At 43.5% G+C, this 18,598-nt stretch carries 16 protein-coding genes; 7 read left to right on the forward strand and 9 right to left on the reverse strand.

Translation table 11 applies throughout. The annotated features are described in order from the left end of the window. Positions 1-164: 164 nt before the first annotated feature. Entirely contained in the window at positions 165-818 is a 654-nt protein-coding gene (locus ACZ5AE_RS04370; RefSeq protein WP_464569818.1) for a carboxymuconolactone decarboxylase family protein, read from the reverse strand. 182 nt (positions 819-1,000) lie between these two features. Between ACZ5AE_RS04370 and ACZ5AE_RS04375 the strand changes: the two genes are divergently transcribed. From ACZ5AE_RS04375 to ACZ5AE_RS04395, 5 genes are all read left to right on the forward strand, one after another. Then, positions 1,001-1,648: a hypothetical protein gene (locus tag ACZ5AE_RS04375; protein ID WP_464569820.1), complete on the forward strand. Its 648-nt coding sequence runs from the start codon at positions 1,001-1,003 to the stop codon at positions 1,646-1,648. After that, entirely contained in the window at positions 1,626-1,976 is a 351-nt protein-coding gene (locus tag ACZ5AE_RS04380) for an ABC transporter permease (protein WP_464569822.1), read from the forward strand. The genes ACZ5AE_RS04375 and ACZ5AE_RS04380 overlap by 23 nt, the downstream gene beginning before the upstream one ends. A gap of 174 nt (positions 1,977-2,150) precedes the next feature. Further along, positions 2,151-4,073 (forward strand): FUSC family protein, encoded by a 1,923-nt coding sequence (locus ACZ5AE_RS04385; RefSeq protein ID WP_464569824.1) that lies wholly within the window; start codon positions 2,151-2,153, stop codon positions 4,071-4,073. A gap of 134 nt (positions 4,074-4,207) precedes the next feature. Further along, positions 4,208-5,107, forward strand: coding sequence for a DUF2971 domain-containing protein (locus ACZ5AE_RS04390; RefSeq protein ID WP_464569826.1), 900 nt, complete (start codon positions 4,208-4,210; stop codon positions 5,105-5,107). A 388-nt stretch (positions 5,108-5,495) separates the two neighbouring features. Further along, complete coding sequence (locus ACZ5AE_RS04395; protein ID WP_464569828.1) at positions 5,496-8,645, forward strand: DEAD/DEAH box helicase; 3,150 nt, start codon at positions 5,496-5,498, stop codon at positions 8,643-8,645. 617 nt (positions 8,646-9,262) lie between these two features. Here ACZ5AE_RS04395 and ACZ5AE_RS04400 read toward each other — a convergent pair. The 7 genes from ACZ5AE_RS04400 to ACZ5AE_RS04430 all read right to left on the reverse strand — a co-directional run bounded on the left by ACZ5AE_RS04400 (position 9,263) and on the right by ACZ5AE_RS04430 (position 15,693). Further along, complete coding sequence (locus ACZ5AE_RS04400; RefSeq protein WP_464569830.1) at positions 9,263-10,354, reverse strand: sulfate/molybdate ABC transporter ATP-binding protein; 1,092 nt, start codon at positions 10,352-10,354, stop codon at positions 9,263-9,265. Between the two features lie 19 nt (positions 10,355-10,373). Continuing rightward, entirely contained in the window at positions 10,374-11,225 is an 852-nt protein-coding gene (cysW, locus tag ACZ5AE_RS04405) for a sulfate ABC transporter permease subunit CysW (protein WP_464569832.1), read from the reverse strand. Between the two features lie 15 nt (positions 11,226-11,240). Continuing rightward, positions 11,241-12,077 carry a sulfate ABC transporter permease subunit CysT gene (cysT, locus tag ACZ5AE_RS04410; RefSeq protein ID WP_464569834.1) on the reverse strand — a complete coding sequence of 279 codons (837 nt, stop codon included), beginning with the start codon at positions 12,075-12,077 and terminating at the stop codon, positions 11,241-11,243. 17 nt (positions 12,078-12,094) lie between these two features. Further along, positions 12,095-13,156 carry a sulfate ABC transporter substrate-binding protein gene (locus ACZ5AE_RS04415; RefSeq protein WP_464569836.1) on the reverse strand — a complete coding sequence of 354 codons (1,062 nt, stop codon included), beginning with the start codon at positions 13,154-13,156 and terminating at the stop codon, positions 12,095-12,097. A gap of 130 nt (positions 13,157-13,286) precedes the next feature. Continuing rightward, positions 13,287-13,475: a YezD family protein gene (locus ACZ5AE_RS04420; RefSeq protein ID WP_464569838.1), complete on the reverse strand. Its 189-nt coding sequence runs from the start codon at positions 13,473-13,475 to the stop codon at positions 13,287-13,289. After that, on the reverse strand, positions 13,453-13,908 hold the full coding sequence (locus ACZ5AE_RS04425) for an RrF2 family transcriptional regulator (RefSeq protein WP_464569840.1): 456 nt from the start codon (positions 13,906-13,908) through the stop codon (positions 13,453-13,455). Before ACZ5AE_RS04425 ends, ACZ5AE_RS04420 begins: the two co-directional genes overlap by 23 nt. A gap of 867 nt (positions 13,909-14,775) precedes the next feature. After that, on the reverse strand, positions 14,776-15,693 hold the full coding sequence (locus ACZ5AE_RS04430; RefSeq protein WP_464569842.1) for a phosphotransferase: 918 nt from the start codon (positions 15,691-15,693) through the stop codon (positions 14,776-14,778). A gap of 265 nt (positions 15,694-15,958) precedes the next feature. On the opposite strand from ACZ5AE_RS04430, the gene ACZ5AE_RS04435 reads away from it, so the two are divergent. Continuing rightward, complete coding sequence (locus ACZ5AE_RS04435; RefSeq protein WP_464569844.1) at positions 15,959-16,141, forward strand: hypothetical protein; 183 nt, start codon at positions 15,959-15,961, stop codon at positions 16,139-16,141. Continuing rightward, positions 16,134-17,558 carry an amidase gene (locus ACZ5AE_RS04440; protein ID WP_464569846.1) on the forward strand — a complete coding sequence of 475 codons (1,425 nt, stop codon included), beginning with the start codon at positions 16,134-16,136 and terminating at the stop codon, positions 17,556-17,558. The genes ACZ5AE_RS04435 and ACZ5AE_RS04440 overlap by 8 nt, the downstream gene beginning before the upstream one ends. A gap of 29 nt (positions 17,559-17,587) precedes the next feature. Here ACZ5AE_RS04440 and ACZ5AE_RS04445 read toward each other — a convergent pair whose 3' ends face one another. After that, positions 17,588-18,490 carry a DMT family transporter gene (locus ACZ5AE_RS04445; protein ID WP_464569848.1) on the reverse strand — a complete coding sequence of 301 codons (903 nt, stop codon included), beginning with the start codon at positions 18,488-18,490 and terminating at the stop codon, positions 17,588-17,590. Positions 18,491-18,598 lie beyond the last annotated feature (108 nt).

Below are 18,598 nucleotides of genomic sequence, written 5' to 3' on the forward strand. Positions count from 1 at the left end.
AATAGGAAAAAAACGGCTTAGCATCTAGGCCGTTTTTTATGTCGAAGGTTGCTTGGCATAAGCAGCCATAATATCGCTGACTTATGTCGCTTGGTACCCTTTTGAGGTCATAATCTCTCAAGATATTCGAATAATTTCCTGTTTTTTGAGAGAAAACAACAACCTCAGTCTTGAAAACTTTGAATCATATTAGCCATATGAACATAGGAACCGCCAGCACGTAATGCGGAAGTAACCATAATAGCTTCTGCGAGTTCCTCGCTTGTTGCACCGAGTTGTTCGGCTTTTTTCGTATGTACGTCAATGCAATATGGACATTGACTGGCTACCCCAGAAGCAGTTGCGATTATTTCTTTAAATTTAGCAGAGAGTTTTCCTTCTTTAGTGGCGGCTGCACTAAACGCTGTATAGCCTCTGAATCCAACATGAGCAAATTTACCAAGCTTGCTTAAATTTTTCAAATTGGAACGGGCATAAAGAACGTCTGATGCATCGACATTTTTTGCATTATGTACATGTGTACTATGAGTAACCGCACCACCTGCTTCTACAGCCGCGGCAACAAATGCAGCTTCAACTAATTCTTCTAATGACGCCCCTGCGCTTTTTGCCTTCCTAGTATGAGCATCAATGCAATACGGACACTGAGTAACATGAGCAATTGCCACAGCAATGATTTCTTTCTCTTTAACAGTAAGAGCACCTTCTTTAAATACTTCAACATTAAAATCGTTAAAAGCTTTTAATTGTTCAGGTGCTAAATCTTTTAATTGAGCCAGGTTTTGAGTGTTTTCTTTTGCATATAGATTTGTTGACATTATCAAAACTCCTTTTGAACTTTTTATGATTAGTTTAACCTTAAAGGTTTATAGAATATCCAATCAAACCAACTAAACAAACCATAATGTTCTAAATTAAAAATAGGATTATCAAATTTTTCCAAAAGTGTAAGAGTTGATGGTAAACTTAAGGTAAGAACTTATAGAAAAGAGTGGTCCCTTTGATCAAGGATAAAAAATCCTTATCTATTTCTATTATTCTATATTTAGCCGTAATCATTTTGAACCTTCCTTTTCCGAATGAAAGTCCCATTGGCGAGACCCTGGCATCAAAGTTAAATATTCCTGTAAGGTCCGCAAATGGCCTGCATTATTTTGGCATTTCTCTATTTATATTATTTATCCTGAGCCTTTATTTTCTTTCGAAAGCATTGAAAAAATATAAAACCAGATTTATAGTTATTGCCTTTTTGGCGGTAAGTTTTATCCCAACGTTTCTGGCTGGTTCTATTCAAAAATACTTTGCAACAGGCATTTACTCGGTTGCCTATAATCATAATGAAACCAGGTGCCATTTTGAAATGGCGGACGAAAAAACATTGCACGGCGAATGTGTTCTTCCTTTTGTAAACTACAGCAGTGAAAATGTTCATTTCACCTTAGAATTTTACGACCAATATGATGATGAAATAGTCACATTAATGAACGCCAATGCTCCTTACACAGTAAGGCTTGGCGGCAAGGAAAGTAAACGAGTGGAGATTGAAGCCGATATTGATGTATCGAAGATGAAAAGCCACATTGATAGTGCAGATGTAAATGGAGTGAATATTATCATCAAGTCGGGTGGGAAAAGCCGAAAATTATGAAATGGATGGTGTTCATATGGATGCAGTAATTTGGCTGCTGATTTTACTATTGCTCACGCTGATCAATTGGGCCGCAATTTCCCTGCATAATAAGAAAAAACTGCACTTTTTTTGGTCCGGGATTATTATCGGGATTCTTGGCCCGATCATTGCCTTTTTAATCGGGGCGCTATTTGTGAAAATGGATCATAGCGCAGGCGGAACAGGTGAGGGCGGAGCCATTGGCGCAGCTTTTATTGGTTTAATGATCGTCGGAAACGGGATTCTTTATGTTTTCATTGGAATGATTGCAAAAATAGTTTCGTTTATAAAAGGGAATTCGGCCTAATTAGGTCAGTCCATTAACCGATTACTATTGAGCAATATAGATAATAATAGAAAAGCCTAGATCACTATGTGATTTAGGCTTTTCTATTTAGCAGCAGGCATTATTTCCTTCTTGATAATAATTTTTGTTTAAAATGTATTTCGTAACTTAAGTTTTTAGAAAGAAGTGGTTGGTATGGAGAAATCACCATCTATATTAAAACAAGCATTGACCGTCAATAGGAAGCCATTTCCGTGGCTGAAGGCCTTTACTGCAGGGGTGGCTGCAGCACTGCCGATTTTGATTGGCTTGTTATTTGGCAACCTGGAATATGGATTAATTGCCGGATTGGGCGGATTTACATATCTATATGTGTTTAATGTTCCGTACGCGCAGCGAGCGAAAAAAATCTTTTGGATTGTCATTGCCCTCACATTCCTTACCGCGTTAGGTACACTGGTGGCCCCTTATCCCATTATGGTAGCGATTTTGATGGGAATCATCGGCGCTGCCGCCATCTTTATTTTCGGTGCATTGAGGATTGCGGGTCCTGCTGCCATCTTTCTGGTCCTCGTTTTTTCAATGGTAACAGGAATGCCCCAGGCTCCAGAGCTTGCTCCATTAAGAGCAGGCCTAGTCTTCCTGGGAGGAAGTTTATCGTGGATTTTGGCTATGCTTGGCTGGTTTTCCGATCCCCATGGTCCTGAAACAGGTGTAGTTAAAAGGGGCCTGTTAGAGCTCGCAGCATTACTTGATTCAGTAGGGACAGACCGATTCCACGAGTCGCGGCACCGTGTCATGTCAGCCTTAATGGATGCGGACGAAACACTTGCATCAGGGCAGACACCGATCAGGCAAACGAACTATTTCAAACGTTTATATGTATTAAACAACTCGGCTCATCATATTTTTACGTATTTACTTGAACATTTTTCAGAACACCAAGCACCATTACCGCTAGAAGCTGCTCAGTCTGTCCGAAAAATAGCAAACTCGTTAGGCAAAAAAAATAAAAGTGACACTAATTCTGGAGTCATTTTACAGCCTGAAGAGATGGATGCTTCGGTCGCTCAATTATTTACATTGATTTATGATGCAGATGCAGTTATGAATGAACCCACTTCCAAAATCAATCAAGAGGTTGAATTCTCAAAGTTGTCACTTAAGACTGTCTTTGGCGGGGCCTTTGATAAAAACTCGATTATTTTTATTGCTGCCATGAGGTTTGGGATCATCACAATCATTGCTGCTATCTTCGCGTTTGAGGTCGGATTTGCCCGTTCCTTTTGGGTCCCATTGTCCTGCGTGGCCGTCATGTCAGGCTATTCCATAGTCGCCACTTACCATCGGGCCATTCAAAGAGGAATCGGTACATTGCTTGGAATTCTGATTGCCAGCTTGATTCTTTCGATTCATCCTGATGGATACATAATCGCTTTATTAGTTTTACTGTTTACGTTCATTACTGAACTGTTTATCGTGAAAAATTATGCGTTAGCGGCATTGTTTTTCACCCCTAATGCGTTACTCATGGCAGAAAGCACAAGCCATGGGAGCTTTAGCTTTGCCTATTTTGCCTCCGCAAGAATGATGGATGTTTTAATCGGCAGTATCATTGGTCTAATAGGAGTATGGCTGGTCGGAAGGAGGTCCGCCTCCAGCCGGCTTCCGCACTTAATCAGCAAAACCATTCGCAGTCAGTCGCAATTTTTATTCGTTCTCTTCTCGGATCAAGGAAAGGGGTTTAATGCTAGAAATAGCACAGAGTTAAAGAAAATGAGAACGAACATTTTGAATTTGAAAATCCTGTATAATACTGCTTCAGGTGAGATTCCGGTCAATCGCGATGTATTGGATTATTACTGGCCGGTAGTCCATTCTATTGAACATCTAGGTTATCTGCTGGAGAATGCAGCTAAATTAAGCAATCGTCCAATTCTTGCTGATGATGAACTTGCCCAGCTGCTCTTAGCGTGTGAAACGATGGCGATAGCGACCCATTTGAAAAAAGCACCGCCACAAAAACCGATTCCTGGAATCGAATCATTCCTAAGTATTCAAAAAGAGCTCCGTTATTTACAAAAAGCGCTTCAAAATAATGAAGGAGTTAATTTTTAGAAGCGGTTTCTAAGTTATCAAAAACTAAGCGTGGTTGGCAGCCGCGCATAGTTTTTCAAATAGTTGGCCCAAAAGGAAATGTTCTCTCCAATAATTAGCAATAATAAAGAAAAAAACTGGAGGAGGAGCAGGGCATGGGACAAGTCATTTTGGATTATTTCAGCCAGGAAATGGCGGAATACTTTAAAGAACATATTTTTGACAATCTGGACAAAGTCATGAAAGGCCCGATGCTGTATCATTACACGTCCATGGAGGCATTAAATAATATCCTTGACCGTGAAAAGTGCTTTTGGATTACTAGGGTCGACTTTATGAATGATTACAAAGAGATAGCCTATGTGACGGAAGTCGTTCAAACAGTCATCGGGGATATTGAGGAAAGTAAAGAGAAGGAGACCTTTGCGGACCTTTACAAAGAATTTGCCTCCACTGAAAGTTACTATAAGGATTTAAATATCTTTGCTTTCTCATTAACTGAGAATCCGGATTCGCTGCCATTGTGGAATAATTATGGTATGGATGAGGGCTGTAATATCGGAATCGACGGTCCCAAATTTTTCGGACAATCGTTTAATTCACAAATTACCTTTGTTGGAAAAGTGGTTTATAATGAGGAAAAACAAAGGAAAATTGTCAAAGAAGCGATTATTCGTCTACTCAAATTGGTGAAAGATGCCAACCTCTCTCATGAGAGTTTTTCCAGAGCTTTGCTATTCACCTTTGGGACCTTAGGCTGTTTTATTAAACATCCCGCATTTGCTTCGGAAGAAGAATTCAGATTCATTTTCATCCCAAAATCCGATGAGCATATTCATTTTCGAGTTTCGAGAGGGGCCTTTATCCCATTTATTAAGGTGCCAGTGGTCGACCACAGTGCAGAATCTGGAGAGGACAAGCTTTTAGTTCGAAAAATAACCATCGGTCCACGGACAAAATTGGATATTGTAAAATCAGGATTAGAATTTTATTTGTCGGTTAAAAAGCTGGAGGGAATCGAACTGTGTACTTCTAGAACTCCCTTAAGATTCTAATCAAAAGCGAACGACTGCTGTTCGCTTTTTTTGTTGAGAGCTTATAAGGAATTTTCTATGTAGAGGGAGGGATGGGGTACTGCGGCGGCTGGGATGTTAAGGTCAAAGCAAGGTGCAAATAGGTATCAATATTACAAGCCGAATCAAGAAATCAATCATCCTCTCAACTCCTTAAAAATCTGACTTGGTTAAATTCAGTATAGGCTAAATTTATTAATCCTGTTTTGAAGAATTGTAAATCTTTTGTCAATTTTACCAAACTATAAATTTCTGTTTTTACAGGAATCTGGCAGTTTGCAATTGTATAATACGGCCCTTCCTTATGGTACAATCGTATCTATATATTACGACCGGAATGTATCACCCCCTCAAGGAAGGAGCCATCCAAATGAACATAGAGTTAACTTATAAAACCATCACAGATATGTGTGGCGCGGTCTCCTTCAAAAGAGGAGATTATTTTTATCGGACGAATAAAGTGGCCTTCACCGAATATGGTCCAGATCGCTGCCAAGCAATGGTTGACGGGGATTTCCGTGTGACTGTGGTGAGTGAAACAAAAGGTAAATTCCGGACTAATTGCAGCTGCCCAAAGCTCGCTTCTTTTCAAAAGGATTGCCAGCATATTGCGGCTGTTTTATTGGCGATTTACGATCACCAGCAACAAGGAACCACACCCAATCAGGAGCTGACCGCCGGCCTGCTGACTATTTTCGATCATAAGCCCGTCCAGTCCAGCGGCCACCAGAATTATTTTGAAAAAAGAACCGTGCTGGATGTTGTTTTTACCTGTAAACCAGTCGCGGCAGGCCAAGGCAGGTATATTTTGGGCATTGAGATGGACGTAGAAGGGAACAAGGTTCAGAATATCAGAGAGTTCTTGGACAAGATCAGCAATGGAAATTCATTTATTGTTTCGGAGTCCTTTACCTACGATCCAAGCCTTCAGTGTTTTCAAAAAGAAATCGATGAAGTTATTCAACAGATGATTAACATGGTTCGAGATGAACAGGCATATGGAAAGGAAGCCCTGGATCCGCAAGTCCTGCCGATTTCAGCATCCTTATGGGATCGGCTCCTGCCATTACTTATAAAGGCTCCTCGAGTCAAAATTCAGTACGATGGCCATACCTATGAAGAGCTCCATCTGTCAGACGGGGCGCTGCCGTTACAATTTGCTTTTACGGAAAATCTGCTAGTGGTTGAAGGATTTGATCAAATACTGATTCTCGAAACCTATCGCTCCGTTCTTTACAAGGAGAAAATAAAGCAATTGAAGAATCAGGATTTCCAAAGGTTATTGGAACTAAAACGAATGCTCCATGGTTCCGGGACCAACAAAATCCCGATCCCTTACGAACAAATACCTTTTTTTCTTGAAAAAGTCGCCCCGGGATTGAAAGAGCTGGGACAGGTGCAGATTGCCGATTCCATTACAAAAACCTGGATGAAAACACCGTTGAAAGCAAAGCTCTATTTGGATCGGGTGAAAAACCGACTCCTTGCCGGACTCGAGTTTCACTATGAACATATGATGATCAATCCGCTTGAGGGAAGGGAACTTCCGGCGGGCTCAATGATTGTTAGGGATGTCGAGAAGGAAGCGGAAATCTTGCAAATCATAGAGAACAGCTCATTTGCCAAGACGGATGGGGGCTATTTTTTGCATAATGAGGAACTTGAGTACGAATTTCTAGTCTATGTCGTACCACGGCTGCAAAAGCTCGCCCAGATTTATGCAACTACGGCTGTCCGGAATCGAATTTTTCGAGAAAATGTTTTTCCGAAAATCAGGGTGAAGGTAAAAAAGGAGCGGACCAATTGGCTGGAATTCAAGTTTGAAATGGACGGCATTTCCGACAATCAGATTCGCGATATCTTAGAGGCGCTGGAGGAAAAAAGGAAGTATTATCGATTGCCGAATGGCTCGCTGTTATCGTTGCAAACAAGAGAATTCGAGGAGATTCAACAGTTTCTCCAGTCACCACATATGAAGGCTGGTAACTTGGAGAATGGATTGGCCTTGCCTATCGAACAGTGTCTTCAGCTGCTGGATACGGTGGAGGTGAGTGACACCTTTAAGCTAGAGGAATCCTTCCGGCAGTTTATGGAACAGCTCCGAAACCCGGGCAGCCTGAACTTCGAGGTGCCTCGCAGTCTTGAGCCTATACTCAAAGATTATCAAAAAGTTGGCTTTAAATGGATGAAGACTCTTGCCCACTTTGGCTTCGGGGGAATCCTAGCGGATGATATGGGACTGGGAAAGACGATTCAAAGTATTGCATATATTGTGTCGGTGCTTCCGGAAGTTCGCGAGCAAAAGCAGCCGGTCCTCGTTGTCTGTCCATCCTCTCTGACCTATAACTGGCTGAGCGAGTTCAGGAAATTTACCGGTACCTCCCAGCTGCGGGCGGTAGTTATCGATGGTTCGAAGGAGGAGCGGACCAAGCTTCTTCAGGATTTAACCGATGTCGATGTCATTATCACTTCCTATCCATTACTGCGTAAGGACATCCTTTGGTTTGAAAAACAAACCTTTCATACTGTGTTTTTTGACGAGGCCCAGGCCTTTAAAAATCCGTTGACACAAACAGCCCGGGCGTTAAAAAAGCTGCAGGCCCATCATCGGTTTGCACTGACGGGCACGCCGGTCGAGAATTCATCCGAGGAACTGTGGTCAATTTTTCATGTTGTCTTTCCGGAGCTTTTCCTTGGGCTGAAGGAATTCAGCCAGCTGACCCGAAAGCAAATCGCTCACAGGATCCGGCCATTCTTGCTGCGCAGGGTGAAGGAAGATGTCTTATCTGAACTCCCTGGTAAAATTGAATCTTTGGAATTGGTTGAGCTGTTGCCAGAACAAAAGAGGCTTTATGCTGCTTACTTGGCGAAGCTTCGGCATGATACATTAAAGCATCTGGACAAAGACACAATTCGAAAAAATCGTATCAAGATCTTAGCGGGATTGACCCGCTTGCGGCAGATTTGCTGCCATCCGGGCTTGTTTGTGGACAGTTATCAAGGCGGTTCGGCTAAATTTGAACAGCTCATGCAAATCTTGGATGAGTCTCAGCTTTCTGGGAGACGGGTTTTGATTTTTTCCCAGTTTACGAAAATGCTGGAGACTATTGGTAGAAGATTAACGGCGAAAGGGCGGCCATACTTTTACCTTGATGGGCAGACTCCTTCGGAAGAGCGTGTGGAGATTTGTGAACGGTTCAATCACGGTGAACGCGACCTTTTCCTAATTTCCTTGAAAGCAGGGGGAACCGGACTTAATTTAATGGGGGCGGATACCGTTATCTTATATGACACTTGGTGGAATCCGGCCGTTGAGGAACAAGCCGCGGACCGTGCGCACCGGATGGGCCAGCAAAATGAGGTTCAAGTTATCAAGCTTGTGGCACGCGGCACCATTGAAGAAAAGATTAATGAATTGCAGGATAAAAAGAGGCTTTTAATAGAGGAAATTATTGATTCGGACGTGAAGGCGATGGGGGCACTTACTGAAGATGATATTCGGGAGATATTGATGATTTAATAACCTTTATTGGCGCCCGAACGATGGAAAAACCAAGAGCCTGGGTCACCAATAGAGGCAATTGGCGCCCGAACGATGGAAAAACCAAGAGCCCGGGTCACCAATAGAGGTTATTGGCGCCTGAACGGCAGAAAAACCAAGAGCCTGGGTCACCAATAGAGGCAATTGGCGCCCGAACGATGGAAAAACCAAGAGCCCGGGTCACCAATAGAGGTTATTGGCGCCTGAACGGCAGAAAAACCAAGAGCCTAGGTCACCAATAGAGATTATTGGCGCCTGAACGGCAGAAAAATCAAGAGCCTGGGTCACCAATAGGGTTATTGACGCCCGAACGGCGTGAAAATCAAGAGCCCGGGTCACCAATAGGGGTTATTGACGCCCGAATGGCGTGAAAATCAAGAGCCCGGGTCACCAATAGAGGTTATTGGCGCCCGAACGTCGGAAAAATCAAGAGCCTGGGTCACCAATAGAGGCAATTGGCGCCCGAACGGCTGAAAAACCAAGAGCCCGGGTCACCAATAGGGATTATTGGCGCCCGAACGGCGGGAAAATCAAGAGCTCCGGTCACCAATAGAGATTATTGGCGACTGGTCTCCCATATAAAATTCAATTAGAACCTACGTAAATGCCGAAAAAGCCCCAGCAGTTACCTTTTCCATTACTTTTGCATGATCAGGATCCTGTTTAGCCTCAAACACAACGATATTTGTAAAATCAGCATAAAGAATATCCCCTTTATGAAATGGACCAAGTTCCCGAAAACTGCCCCCTGTTAATTCTGCTTCAAAAAAATCCTCCGTATCAAGTCGTTTCAATACAACCCGAACAGTAGATCCAACCGCATTGATATGAGACACTTCCGCCGCCACACTGTTCCCGTTGGAAAACCTGCTCAATCCAATCTCGTGGGGCCGGATGTACCCGACCGCATCCACCACCGAGTCCCTGGAAACTTGATAATCATTAAATAAAGCTCCTCGGAATTCATTCACCCGGCCCAAAAAGCTATAAACAAAAGCATTTGCAGGTCTTTCATAGACTTCCGCAGGCGAACCAATTTGTTCGATTACTCCATGATTCATGACCACTACGGTGTCGGCCATTTCGAGTGCCTCTTCCTGATCATGCGTGACAAAAACAGTCGTTATATTTAGCTTTCGGTGGATTTCCCTTAACCAGTGCCGCAGCTCTTGCCGAACCTTGGCATCCAATGCTCCGAATGGTTCATCGAGAAGAAGCACTTCTGGTTCAACAGCAAGCGCCCTTGCCAGTGCAATCCTTTGGCGCTGGCCTCCTGAAAGCTGGGAAGGATAGCGGTCAGCTAAATGCTCAAGCTGCACCAACTTTAATAAATCCAGCACTTTTTCCCGGATTTCTTTTTTCGACGGCCGCAGTTTGCGCGGTCGTACCTTCAACCCAAAGGCCACATTTTCAAAAATGGTCATATGCTTAAACAACGCATAATGCTGAAAAACAAAGCCGACTTTGCGTTCTTTTACAGTTTTGAAAGAATAATCCACACCGTTAAAGAATATCGAACCTGTATCGAGCCCCTCCAGTCCTGCAATTAGTCTAAGAAGGGTGGTTTTTCCAGACCCGGAAGGACCTAATAATGCCACAAAATCCCCAGTCGAAATCTCAAGGTTAATATCTTTGACTGCCTGGAAAGCACCAAAAGCTTTCGTTACTCCACTGATTGTAATCCCCATATCTTAATCTCCCTCTCTACTATTTCTTTGTTTTCCATTCCAAAATACTTTTAAAAACTAACGTAAGCAGGGCAAGCAGGGCCAGCAGGGAAGCGACGGCAAAGGCGGCGGTAAAGTTATATTCGTTGTACAAAATTTCAACGTGAAGAGGGAGGGTATTAGTTAGCCCTCTTATGTGGCCGGACACAACCGAAACAGCACCGAATTCGCCCATGGCCCTGGCGTTGCAAAGAATCACGCCATACAGCAATCCCCATTTAATATTTGGCAGAGTGATCCGGTAAAACATTTGCCAGCCGTTGGCACCTAGTGAAATAGCTGCCTGCTCTTCCTCTGTTCCTTGTTCTTGCATGATCGGGATCAGCTCGCGGACTACAAACGGAAAAGTAACAAAAGTTGTGGCAAGAACAATTCCCGGTACGCTGAATATGATTTTTAAATTATTTGCTTCAAGTAACGGACCGAACACCCCATTTGAGCCGTACAACAATACAAACACGAGGCCTGCAATCACAGGGGAAACAGCAAAAGGGATATCGATTAAGGTAATTAAAATATTCTTTCCCTTAAAATGAAATTTTGCAATTCCCCATGCGGCAATTACACCGAAAATGGTATTCAGGGGAACGGCGACGGCAGCTGTGATGAGCGTGAGTTTAATGGCAGATAGCGCATCAGGCTCCGTGATGGCTGCAAAGTATAGTTCGATCCCCTTTTTCAACGCCTCTGTAAAAACCGCTATGAGGGGGATGAGAATAAAGATTCCTAAGAATCCAAGGGCAGTTCCAATCAGCAGCCATTTTCTTATAGGGGCCAGAGCTAAGCGGCTAGCACCTGCCTTTTTAAGATGGACATGTTCTCTAGCAATCATATTTTTCAAACTCCTCTAGGTCACTTGATATTTCCTAGCCGTTCTCCACTGCCAAAAATTAATTAAGAATAATAGAAGGAAAGAGATGATGAGCATGACGGCGGCAATGGCGGCAGCCCCCCCGTAGTTGTATTGCTCCAATTTTGTAATAATGAGCAAAGGGACAATTTCTGTTTTCATCGGCATGTTACCGGAAATGAACACAACCGATCCATATTCACCCAAAGCCCTTGCAAAGGCAAGGGCGAAGCCAGTTAGCATGGCAGGGAAAATGGCTGGAAAAATAACTTTGAAAAAAATCTGGGCAGAAGAGGCACCAAGTGTAGCAGCTGCCTCTTCGTACTGTTGGTCCAACTCCAGCAAGACCGGCTGGACTGAACGTACCACAAAGGGGAGTCCGATAAACGTCAGCGCAATCATGATTCCATACTGCGTATAAGCAATCTTCACCCCGGCTGCTTCGAAATATTGCCCAATCCACCCATTCGGAGCATAAATGGCGGTAAGCGCAATGCCTGCGACTGCTGTTGGCAGTGCGAACGGCAGATCGACAAGTGCATCAACGAATCGTTTCCCGACGAAGTCATATCTTACTAATACCCAAGCGATAAGCGTTCCAAATAGGACATTCACCAATGCAGCAATGAAAGAGGTATAGAAGGTTAGTTTAAAGGAAGCTACGACTCTTTCATTCGTCACAGTCTCCCAAAATTCGGCCAAGCTTATCGTAGTTGCTTTTAAAAATAGAACTGCTATTGGAATCAGGACAATCAGGCTGAGATAGATGACCGTATACCCCATTGAAAGGCCGAACCCCGGGAGCACCCGGCGGCTTTTGGATTGATTAAACACGTGAAAGCCTCCATTCATTACGGTTTATAGATTTGGTCGAATACGCCCCCATCATCAAAGTGTACTTTTTGGGCTTTCTTCCAGCCTCCAAAAACCTCATCAATCGTAAATAGTTTGATATCAGGGAACTGGCTGGCATATTTTTCAGCGACCTCTTTATTGCGAGGGCGGTAAAAATTCTTCGCGGCAATTTCCTGTCCTTCTACTGTATATAAATAGTCAAGATATGCTTTTGCCACTTCTTCGGTCCCATGCTTTTTCGCCACTGTATCGACAACGGAAACAGGAGGCTCAGCCAAGATGCTGACAGATGGATTGACTACTTCAAATTTGTCTTCGCCAAATTCCTTAAGTGCAAGATAAGCCTCATTTTCCCATGCAATCAATACATCTCCGAGTTCTCTTTCCACAAAAGTAGTCGTCGAGCCGCGGGCTCCGGAGTCCAATACCGGCACATTTTTAAAGAGCTTTGCCACAAATTCCTGCGCCTTTTGTTCATCCCCGTTATTTTGCTGCAAGGCATAGCCCCAAGCAGCCAAGTAATTCCAACGTGCACCGCCAGAGGTTTTCGGATTCGGGGTAATGACGGAAACATCTTTTTTCACCAAGTCATCCCAATCTTTGATTCCCTTTGGATTGCCTTTTCGCACTAGGAATACGATTGTTGATGTATACGGTGAACTGTTGTCAGTAAGACGGTTCTGCCAGTCGTCCGCCAACTTACCTGCTTCTGCAATCACATCGATATCATACGCGAGGGCCAGCGTCACGACATCGGCTTCGAGTCCGTCAATGACAGAACGGGACTGCTTGCCAGACCCTCCATGAGATTGGTTAATCGTCACTTTTTGCCCGGTTTTCTTCTCCCAATAAGAGGCGAAACTTTTGTTATATTCCTCGTATAATTCTCGGGTTGGGTCATAGGATACATTTAATAGTTCAATTGGTTTCTTATTGGTTTCCTTTGCGGAGGCATCTTTTTTGGACTTGTCTGGTTCAGTTGAAGATTGGCTCGAGCAGCCAGCCACTCCTACAAGAAACATGAGTGAAATTAATGTAATTAAGACTTTTTTGAGCATTTTTAACTCCCCTTTTTTTGTATTGGCGGGCTTTTTTTAATAAAAAAAGCCCATTAGTTTTTACATGTACATTGTCACGTACATCTAACTAAAGGGCCTTCGGGGGTCCGATCGGCAGCATATTCATCTTTCATTTTTTCCTGTTGTTCGCTACTTGAGTGGTTTTTTTCTGCAATGGCATCCGGTGTCTTTCTAACCTGTCGATTTGCGTGATTTGTGACTCGTGAACCGTTATTTGCACGGTTCCAAATTCTAATCCTTCCAATAAACTTTCGAGTTTTTCCAGTACTTGCTGATTAAGGTGCACTTTTGATGACAACTAAATCCTCTCCTTTTAACAGGCTTATTCTATTTTCTAATAAATCTTCGAGTGTCGTCCGTTCAAGGACATAGGCAATGGTATCTCTCACCAAGGACCATAGCGGCTTTAATTGACAGCCAACTTCTAAAGGACATGGTTCATATTTTGTAACGGATGCACATGCCATCGGTGATAGAGGCCCTTCTAACTCTCGGATGATTTCTCCAATATTGATTTCCTGCGGCTCTTTTAGCAGCATGTAACCGCCTTTTGCTCCTCGTTTACTCGTTACATAGCCCAGCTTTTTTAATTGAAGCAGGATTTGTTCAAGGTAATTTGTGGTTACTAGAGTCTTGTCGGCGATTTCCTGGATGCCGAGGACATTACCTTGATGCCCTCCAAGCAGGAGCAAGGCCCTTAGGGCATATTCGCCTTTACTTGATACCTTCATGTCATTCTTCTCCTTAATGTCGAGTATTTCAGTCAACATTCACTGCTAAAAATATATCCCTAAATCGATTGTTGGGACAGGAATGTTACAAAGCGGGTATTAGTTTTTAATAAATATATGCAGTGAGGAAGCGGAGGGCACTTATCCAATTCCTCTAAAATCAGCCCATTTTAAGATGCTGAAAATAAATTCCGATAATAACTATAGGATTACTTATTTAAAAATCATAATACTTCATATTTAAAAAATCAAGAACTTTTTGAAATTTCTCTAGACGAAAAAACGCCTAGAGAATTTTTCACTCTAAGCGTTAATTTTTTGGTTAATTGTCAGTGCTAGACCCATAAAACGTTCCGGTGAATTATATGCTACTGAATTGGGGAATTCTTCCGGCGATTGGTCGTATATAAAGGATTTATTCGGACGGACTGAACTGGACGAGAGCGGCTAGCCAAGGTAGTTATGAACGCCCCATAACGCCCGAACAGGAAAGCGCGCCGCATCCCGGGTAGTAATGACCCACCCCATAACGCCCGAACAGGAAAGCGCGCCGCATCCCGGGTAGTAATGACCCGCCTATAACGCCCGAACAGGAAAGCGCGCCGCATCCCGGGTAGTAATGACCCCGCCCAAAACGCCCGAACAGGAAAGCGCGCCGCATCCCGGGTAGTTATGAACGCCCCATAACGCCCGAACAAGAAAGAGCGCCGCATCCCGGGTAGTAATGACCCGCCCATAACGTCCGAACAAGAAAGAGCGCAGCATCCCCGGTAGTTATGAACGCCCCATAACGCCTGAACCAGACAGCCTATCTGTCCCCTGGTAGTTATGAACACCCCCACAACATACAAAGCGCGCACTACACTCCTATAAACCAGCCAATGCTAACTCCAATCCTTCCCGACTCTCGGCGACCAAAAGCCCATCCTCCTGCCCATCTCCATACAAAAGTAGCATGATGAGCGAATAGATGGCTCTAAATCTTGCTATCTTTTTTGACTCAGGCGATACATCACCATATAATTCGAAAAAGTAATCCCTACCCTCAGCCGGAATAAAACTATATGCAATCGACAAGTCCATCGCTGGGCTGCCAATATGGGCATCTCCCCAATCAATAATCGCCGATACTGTGCCGCTATCATCAACAAGCATATTACGAATATGAAAATCACCATGAACCAGCGTTTTGGCATCGTCCACAAAAGGGACCTTTAGGTTTGAAAGAAATAACCGCAGCCGCTCCTGATCATGTTCGTCAAGCAAACCTAAATCAACAGCCTTTTCTATATTTGCTGCCAGCATCGGCTTTCTCTTTAAAATATCCGTCCTGCCCAGCTCATCAAAAGGAACATCGAGCATTTCTGCATCACTTGCCGGAAATGCATGCAGTGTTTTTAAAAATAAAGCCAAGGGCTCAACTGAGAGGAGCCGCTGTTTTAGCGTTAAGCCGGACAAAATCTTCCCGCATAACAGTCTATACCCTGCAAATGGCCACGGATACCCATCATCACACAAACCTTGAAAAATAGGATTCGGCACCGGGATTGGCAGCAAAGGAGCCACGACCGGAAGTAGCCGGTTCTCGGTCTGAAGCAACCTAACTGCAATCTCACGTCTAGGAAATCGAAACACAAATTGCTCATTTACCAGAAAGACGGAATTGTCAAATCCCTCACCTAATACTTTTAGACTAACAGGTTTTAACTGAGGAAACTGTTTTTCAATCATCTTAACTGCTTCTTCATTCGAAATAACCCTTTCAGGTTTCCACGGCACATTCATTCATTGAAACCTCCAATTCCATTATTCAAATTATATTATTACTAGAATAGGAAATGTAATAGCTGTTTTAACAAGAATCGACAACAAGAATTTACAATCTTTTAAATAGAGGTAAGGTATATTTTAAAATGAGTGCATCTAAGGTATACAAGCAGTTGCCCAGGTGTCTGTCACTTTCCTTGCCACGGTACACTATCTTGATAGACTCGGATTAACAGAAATCATTAAAGGCAAATATCAAAAGTAATTAAGGAGGTTGAGAATCGTGAGTGAAAGAGTTATTGACGATCTGAAAAAGAAAGGAATTGCTGTGCCTGAACACCATATTGGGCCATTAATGGCACAGTGGGAGGCCTATCAACAATTAAAAAGCAATCCGTATCTTGAAAAACTTGCAGACTATGACATTGGTTTAAAACACGTGCCGGGGGGAAATAAGAATGACTAAAAATTTAGCCGCCATGTCTATTGGGGAAGCAGCCCCGCTATTACGGGATAAAGAGATCTCACCTGTAGAATTGACCAAAGCTGTTTTGGAGAATGTTGATCGATACGACGGTGAAATCAATGCTTATATTCAAGTTGACAAAGAAAATGCCGTAAAGTCCGCTGCGGATGCTGAAAAAGACATTCTGCAGGGAAATTACCGCGGCCGCCTGCACGGCATTCCAATGGCCCTGAAGGATATTTTATTTTTCAAAAACGAGACAGCCACAATCGGTTCAAAAGTCCATCAAGATTTTACACCAGACTACGATGCGACTGTAGTGAAGAAGCTAAAAGAGGAAGGAGTTATTTTTACAGGTAGATTGAATATGCACGAATACGCCTGGGGGGCGACGACAACTAACCCGCATTTCGGTGCCTGCCATAATCCCTGGGATTTAAGCAAAATTCCTGGCGGTTCAAGCGGCGGTTCGGGAGCAGCAGTGGCCGCCGATATGACCATCGCCTCCCTTGGTACAGATACAGGCGGTTCCATCCGAATTCCGGCTTCAAGCTGCGGGATCGTCGGCCTGAAACCAACCCATGGAAGAATCAGTAAGCATGGATGCTTCCCGCTTGCTTGGTCTCTGGACCATATCGGACCAATGACCAAAACGGTGTATGACGCAGCTTTGCTGCTTGAAACCCTTTCCGGTTTCGACCATCAAGATCCGACATCCGTCGATGCCCCGGTGAAAAACTACACCGAGCTGCTATCAGAAGACCTTTCCGGGAAGGTTATTGGTATAAATGAAGACTACTTTTTTAAAAATGTTGACAAACCGATAGAAGAAGCTGTCCGTTTAGCGCTTATGCAGCTTGAAAAGCTGGGTGCCAAAATTGAGCTGGTCAAGATTCCTACTCTTGCCGCCTCTGAATTTGCTGAGTTAGTCACGATTGTTTCCGAAGCAAGCGCCGTTCATCATGCCAATCTGCTTAAACGTCCTGAGGATTTTGGAGATGACGTTCGCTTTTTATTGGAATTTGGTGAACTAATTCCAGCAGTGGATTACCTGCAGGCACAGCAGGTTCGACTTCAACTAAGTAATGATTTTGCACATGCATTTAAACACATCGATGCTCTGATTTCGCCAACACTGCCATTCCTTCCGCCTGCTATCGGAGATAATTCAGTCGAGATTAATGGCAATAAAGAAAGTTTTCTTGACCAGGTTATTCGATTCACGGGACCGGGGAATTTGACAGGACTTCCCGCTCTAAGCCTGCCATGCGGTATCAGCAATGGCTTGCCGATAGGTCTGCAAATAATGGGTCCAGCATTTAAGGAGGAAAATGTTTTAAACGTTGCATATGCACTTGAAAAACTAAATCTGATGCAAGGTCAGAAACCAGATTTAACAGGTGTTGTCTCCCGTTAAAATTATAAAAAAGAAAGGGCCGGCCCCTATTACGGCGAAGTAGTAGGAGTCTGCCCTTTTTTAGCGAGTTTTAATTCTAGTTTTTCACTCAAAAATGTCGAGCCCAATACGAGGGCGCCGCCAATCATTTGGATCCAGGTCATGCTTTCGTGCAGGAAAATCGCTGCAATAATAACCGCGGAAATCGGGTCAATATAGCTAAGAACAGCTATCGTTTGCCCTTTGAGTTTTTGAATAGAGGTAAAATATAAGAAATAGGCAAACCCAGTATGGACGATACCCAGTATTAAGATAAAAATAATTGAGGTGGAGTCTAACCCAGTAAGGTTCAGCTGACCCTGCCAAAGCACATAGGGGAGCAGTACAAGAGCTCCTGCCATTAGCTGTATTAAAGTCATCTCAAAACCGGATAAGTTTTTTATAAATTTGTTCATTAGGATGACACTTGCATATAAAGCCGCAGCTAACAGGCCATATAATATCCCCAACGCATGATTGTGCGAGCCATCCGCACCTCCAGCCCCATTCTGAGCGACTAGAAATAATCCCGCCATAGCCATGACGATACAGACAATCTTGCCGCCCGTCAGTTTTTCTTTCAAAATCCAAGGGGCTAAAATCATCACAAATATTGGCGCAAAGTAATAGCTGATGGTGGCGTTGGAAATCGTCGTGTACCGATATGCCTCAAACAAAAAAATCCAGTTAAGACCAATGGCACCGCCTGATAAAAGGAGCAGCACAGCATTTTCTTTCAGCGCCTTCATAGCTGGATTGTGTTTTACTAGAAAACTAGCTAATAGCAAGAATAAACTGCCAATCACCCCGCGTAAAAGGGCAATTTCACTTGAACTCAAATCAATCTTCTTTACAAACACTCCGATGCTCCCAAAGATGAGCATAGTCATGATTAATCTAAATTTCACACTCATTGTAAAACCCTCCCAGATATACTAATCCAACCACAAACTAGCTAATTTCTCAATATCTATTTGAAGGGTAGACCCCATATAAAAAGAACGTGGAAGGGTCTAAATCCG

The sequence above is a fragment of the Neobacillus sp. S1227 genome, from assembly GCF_055385255.1.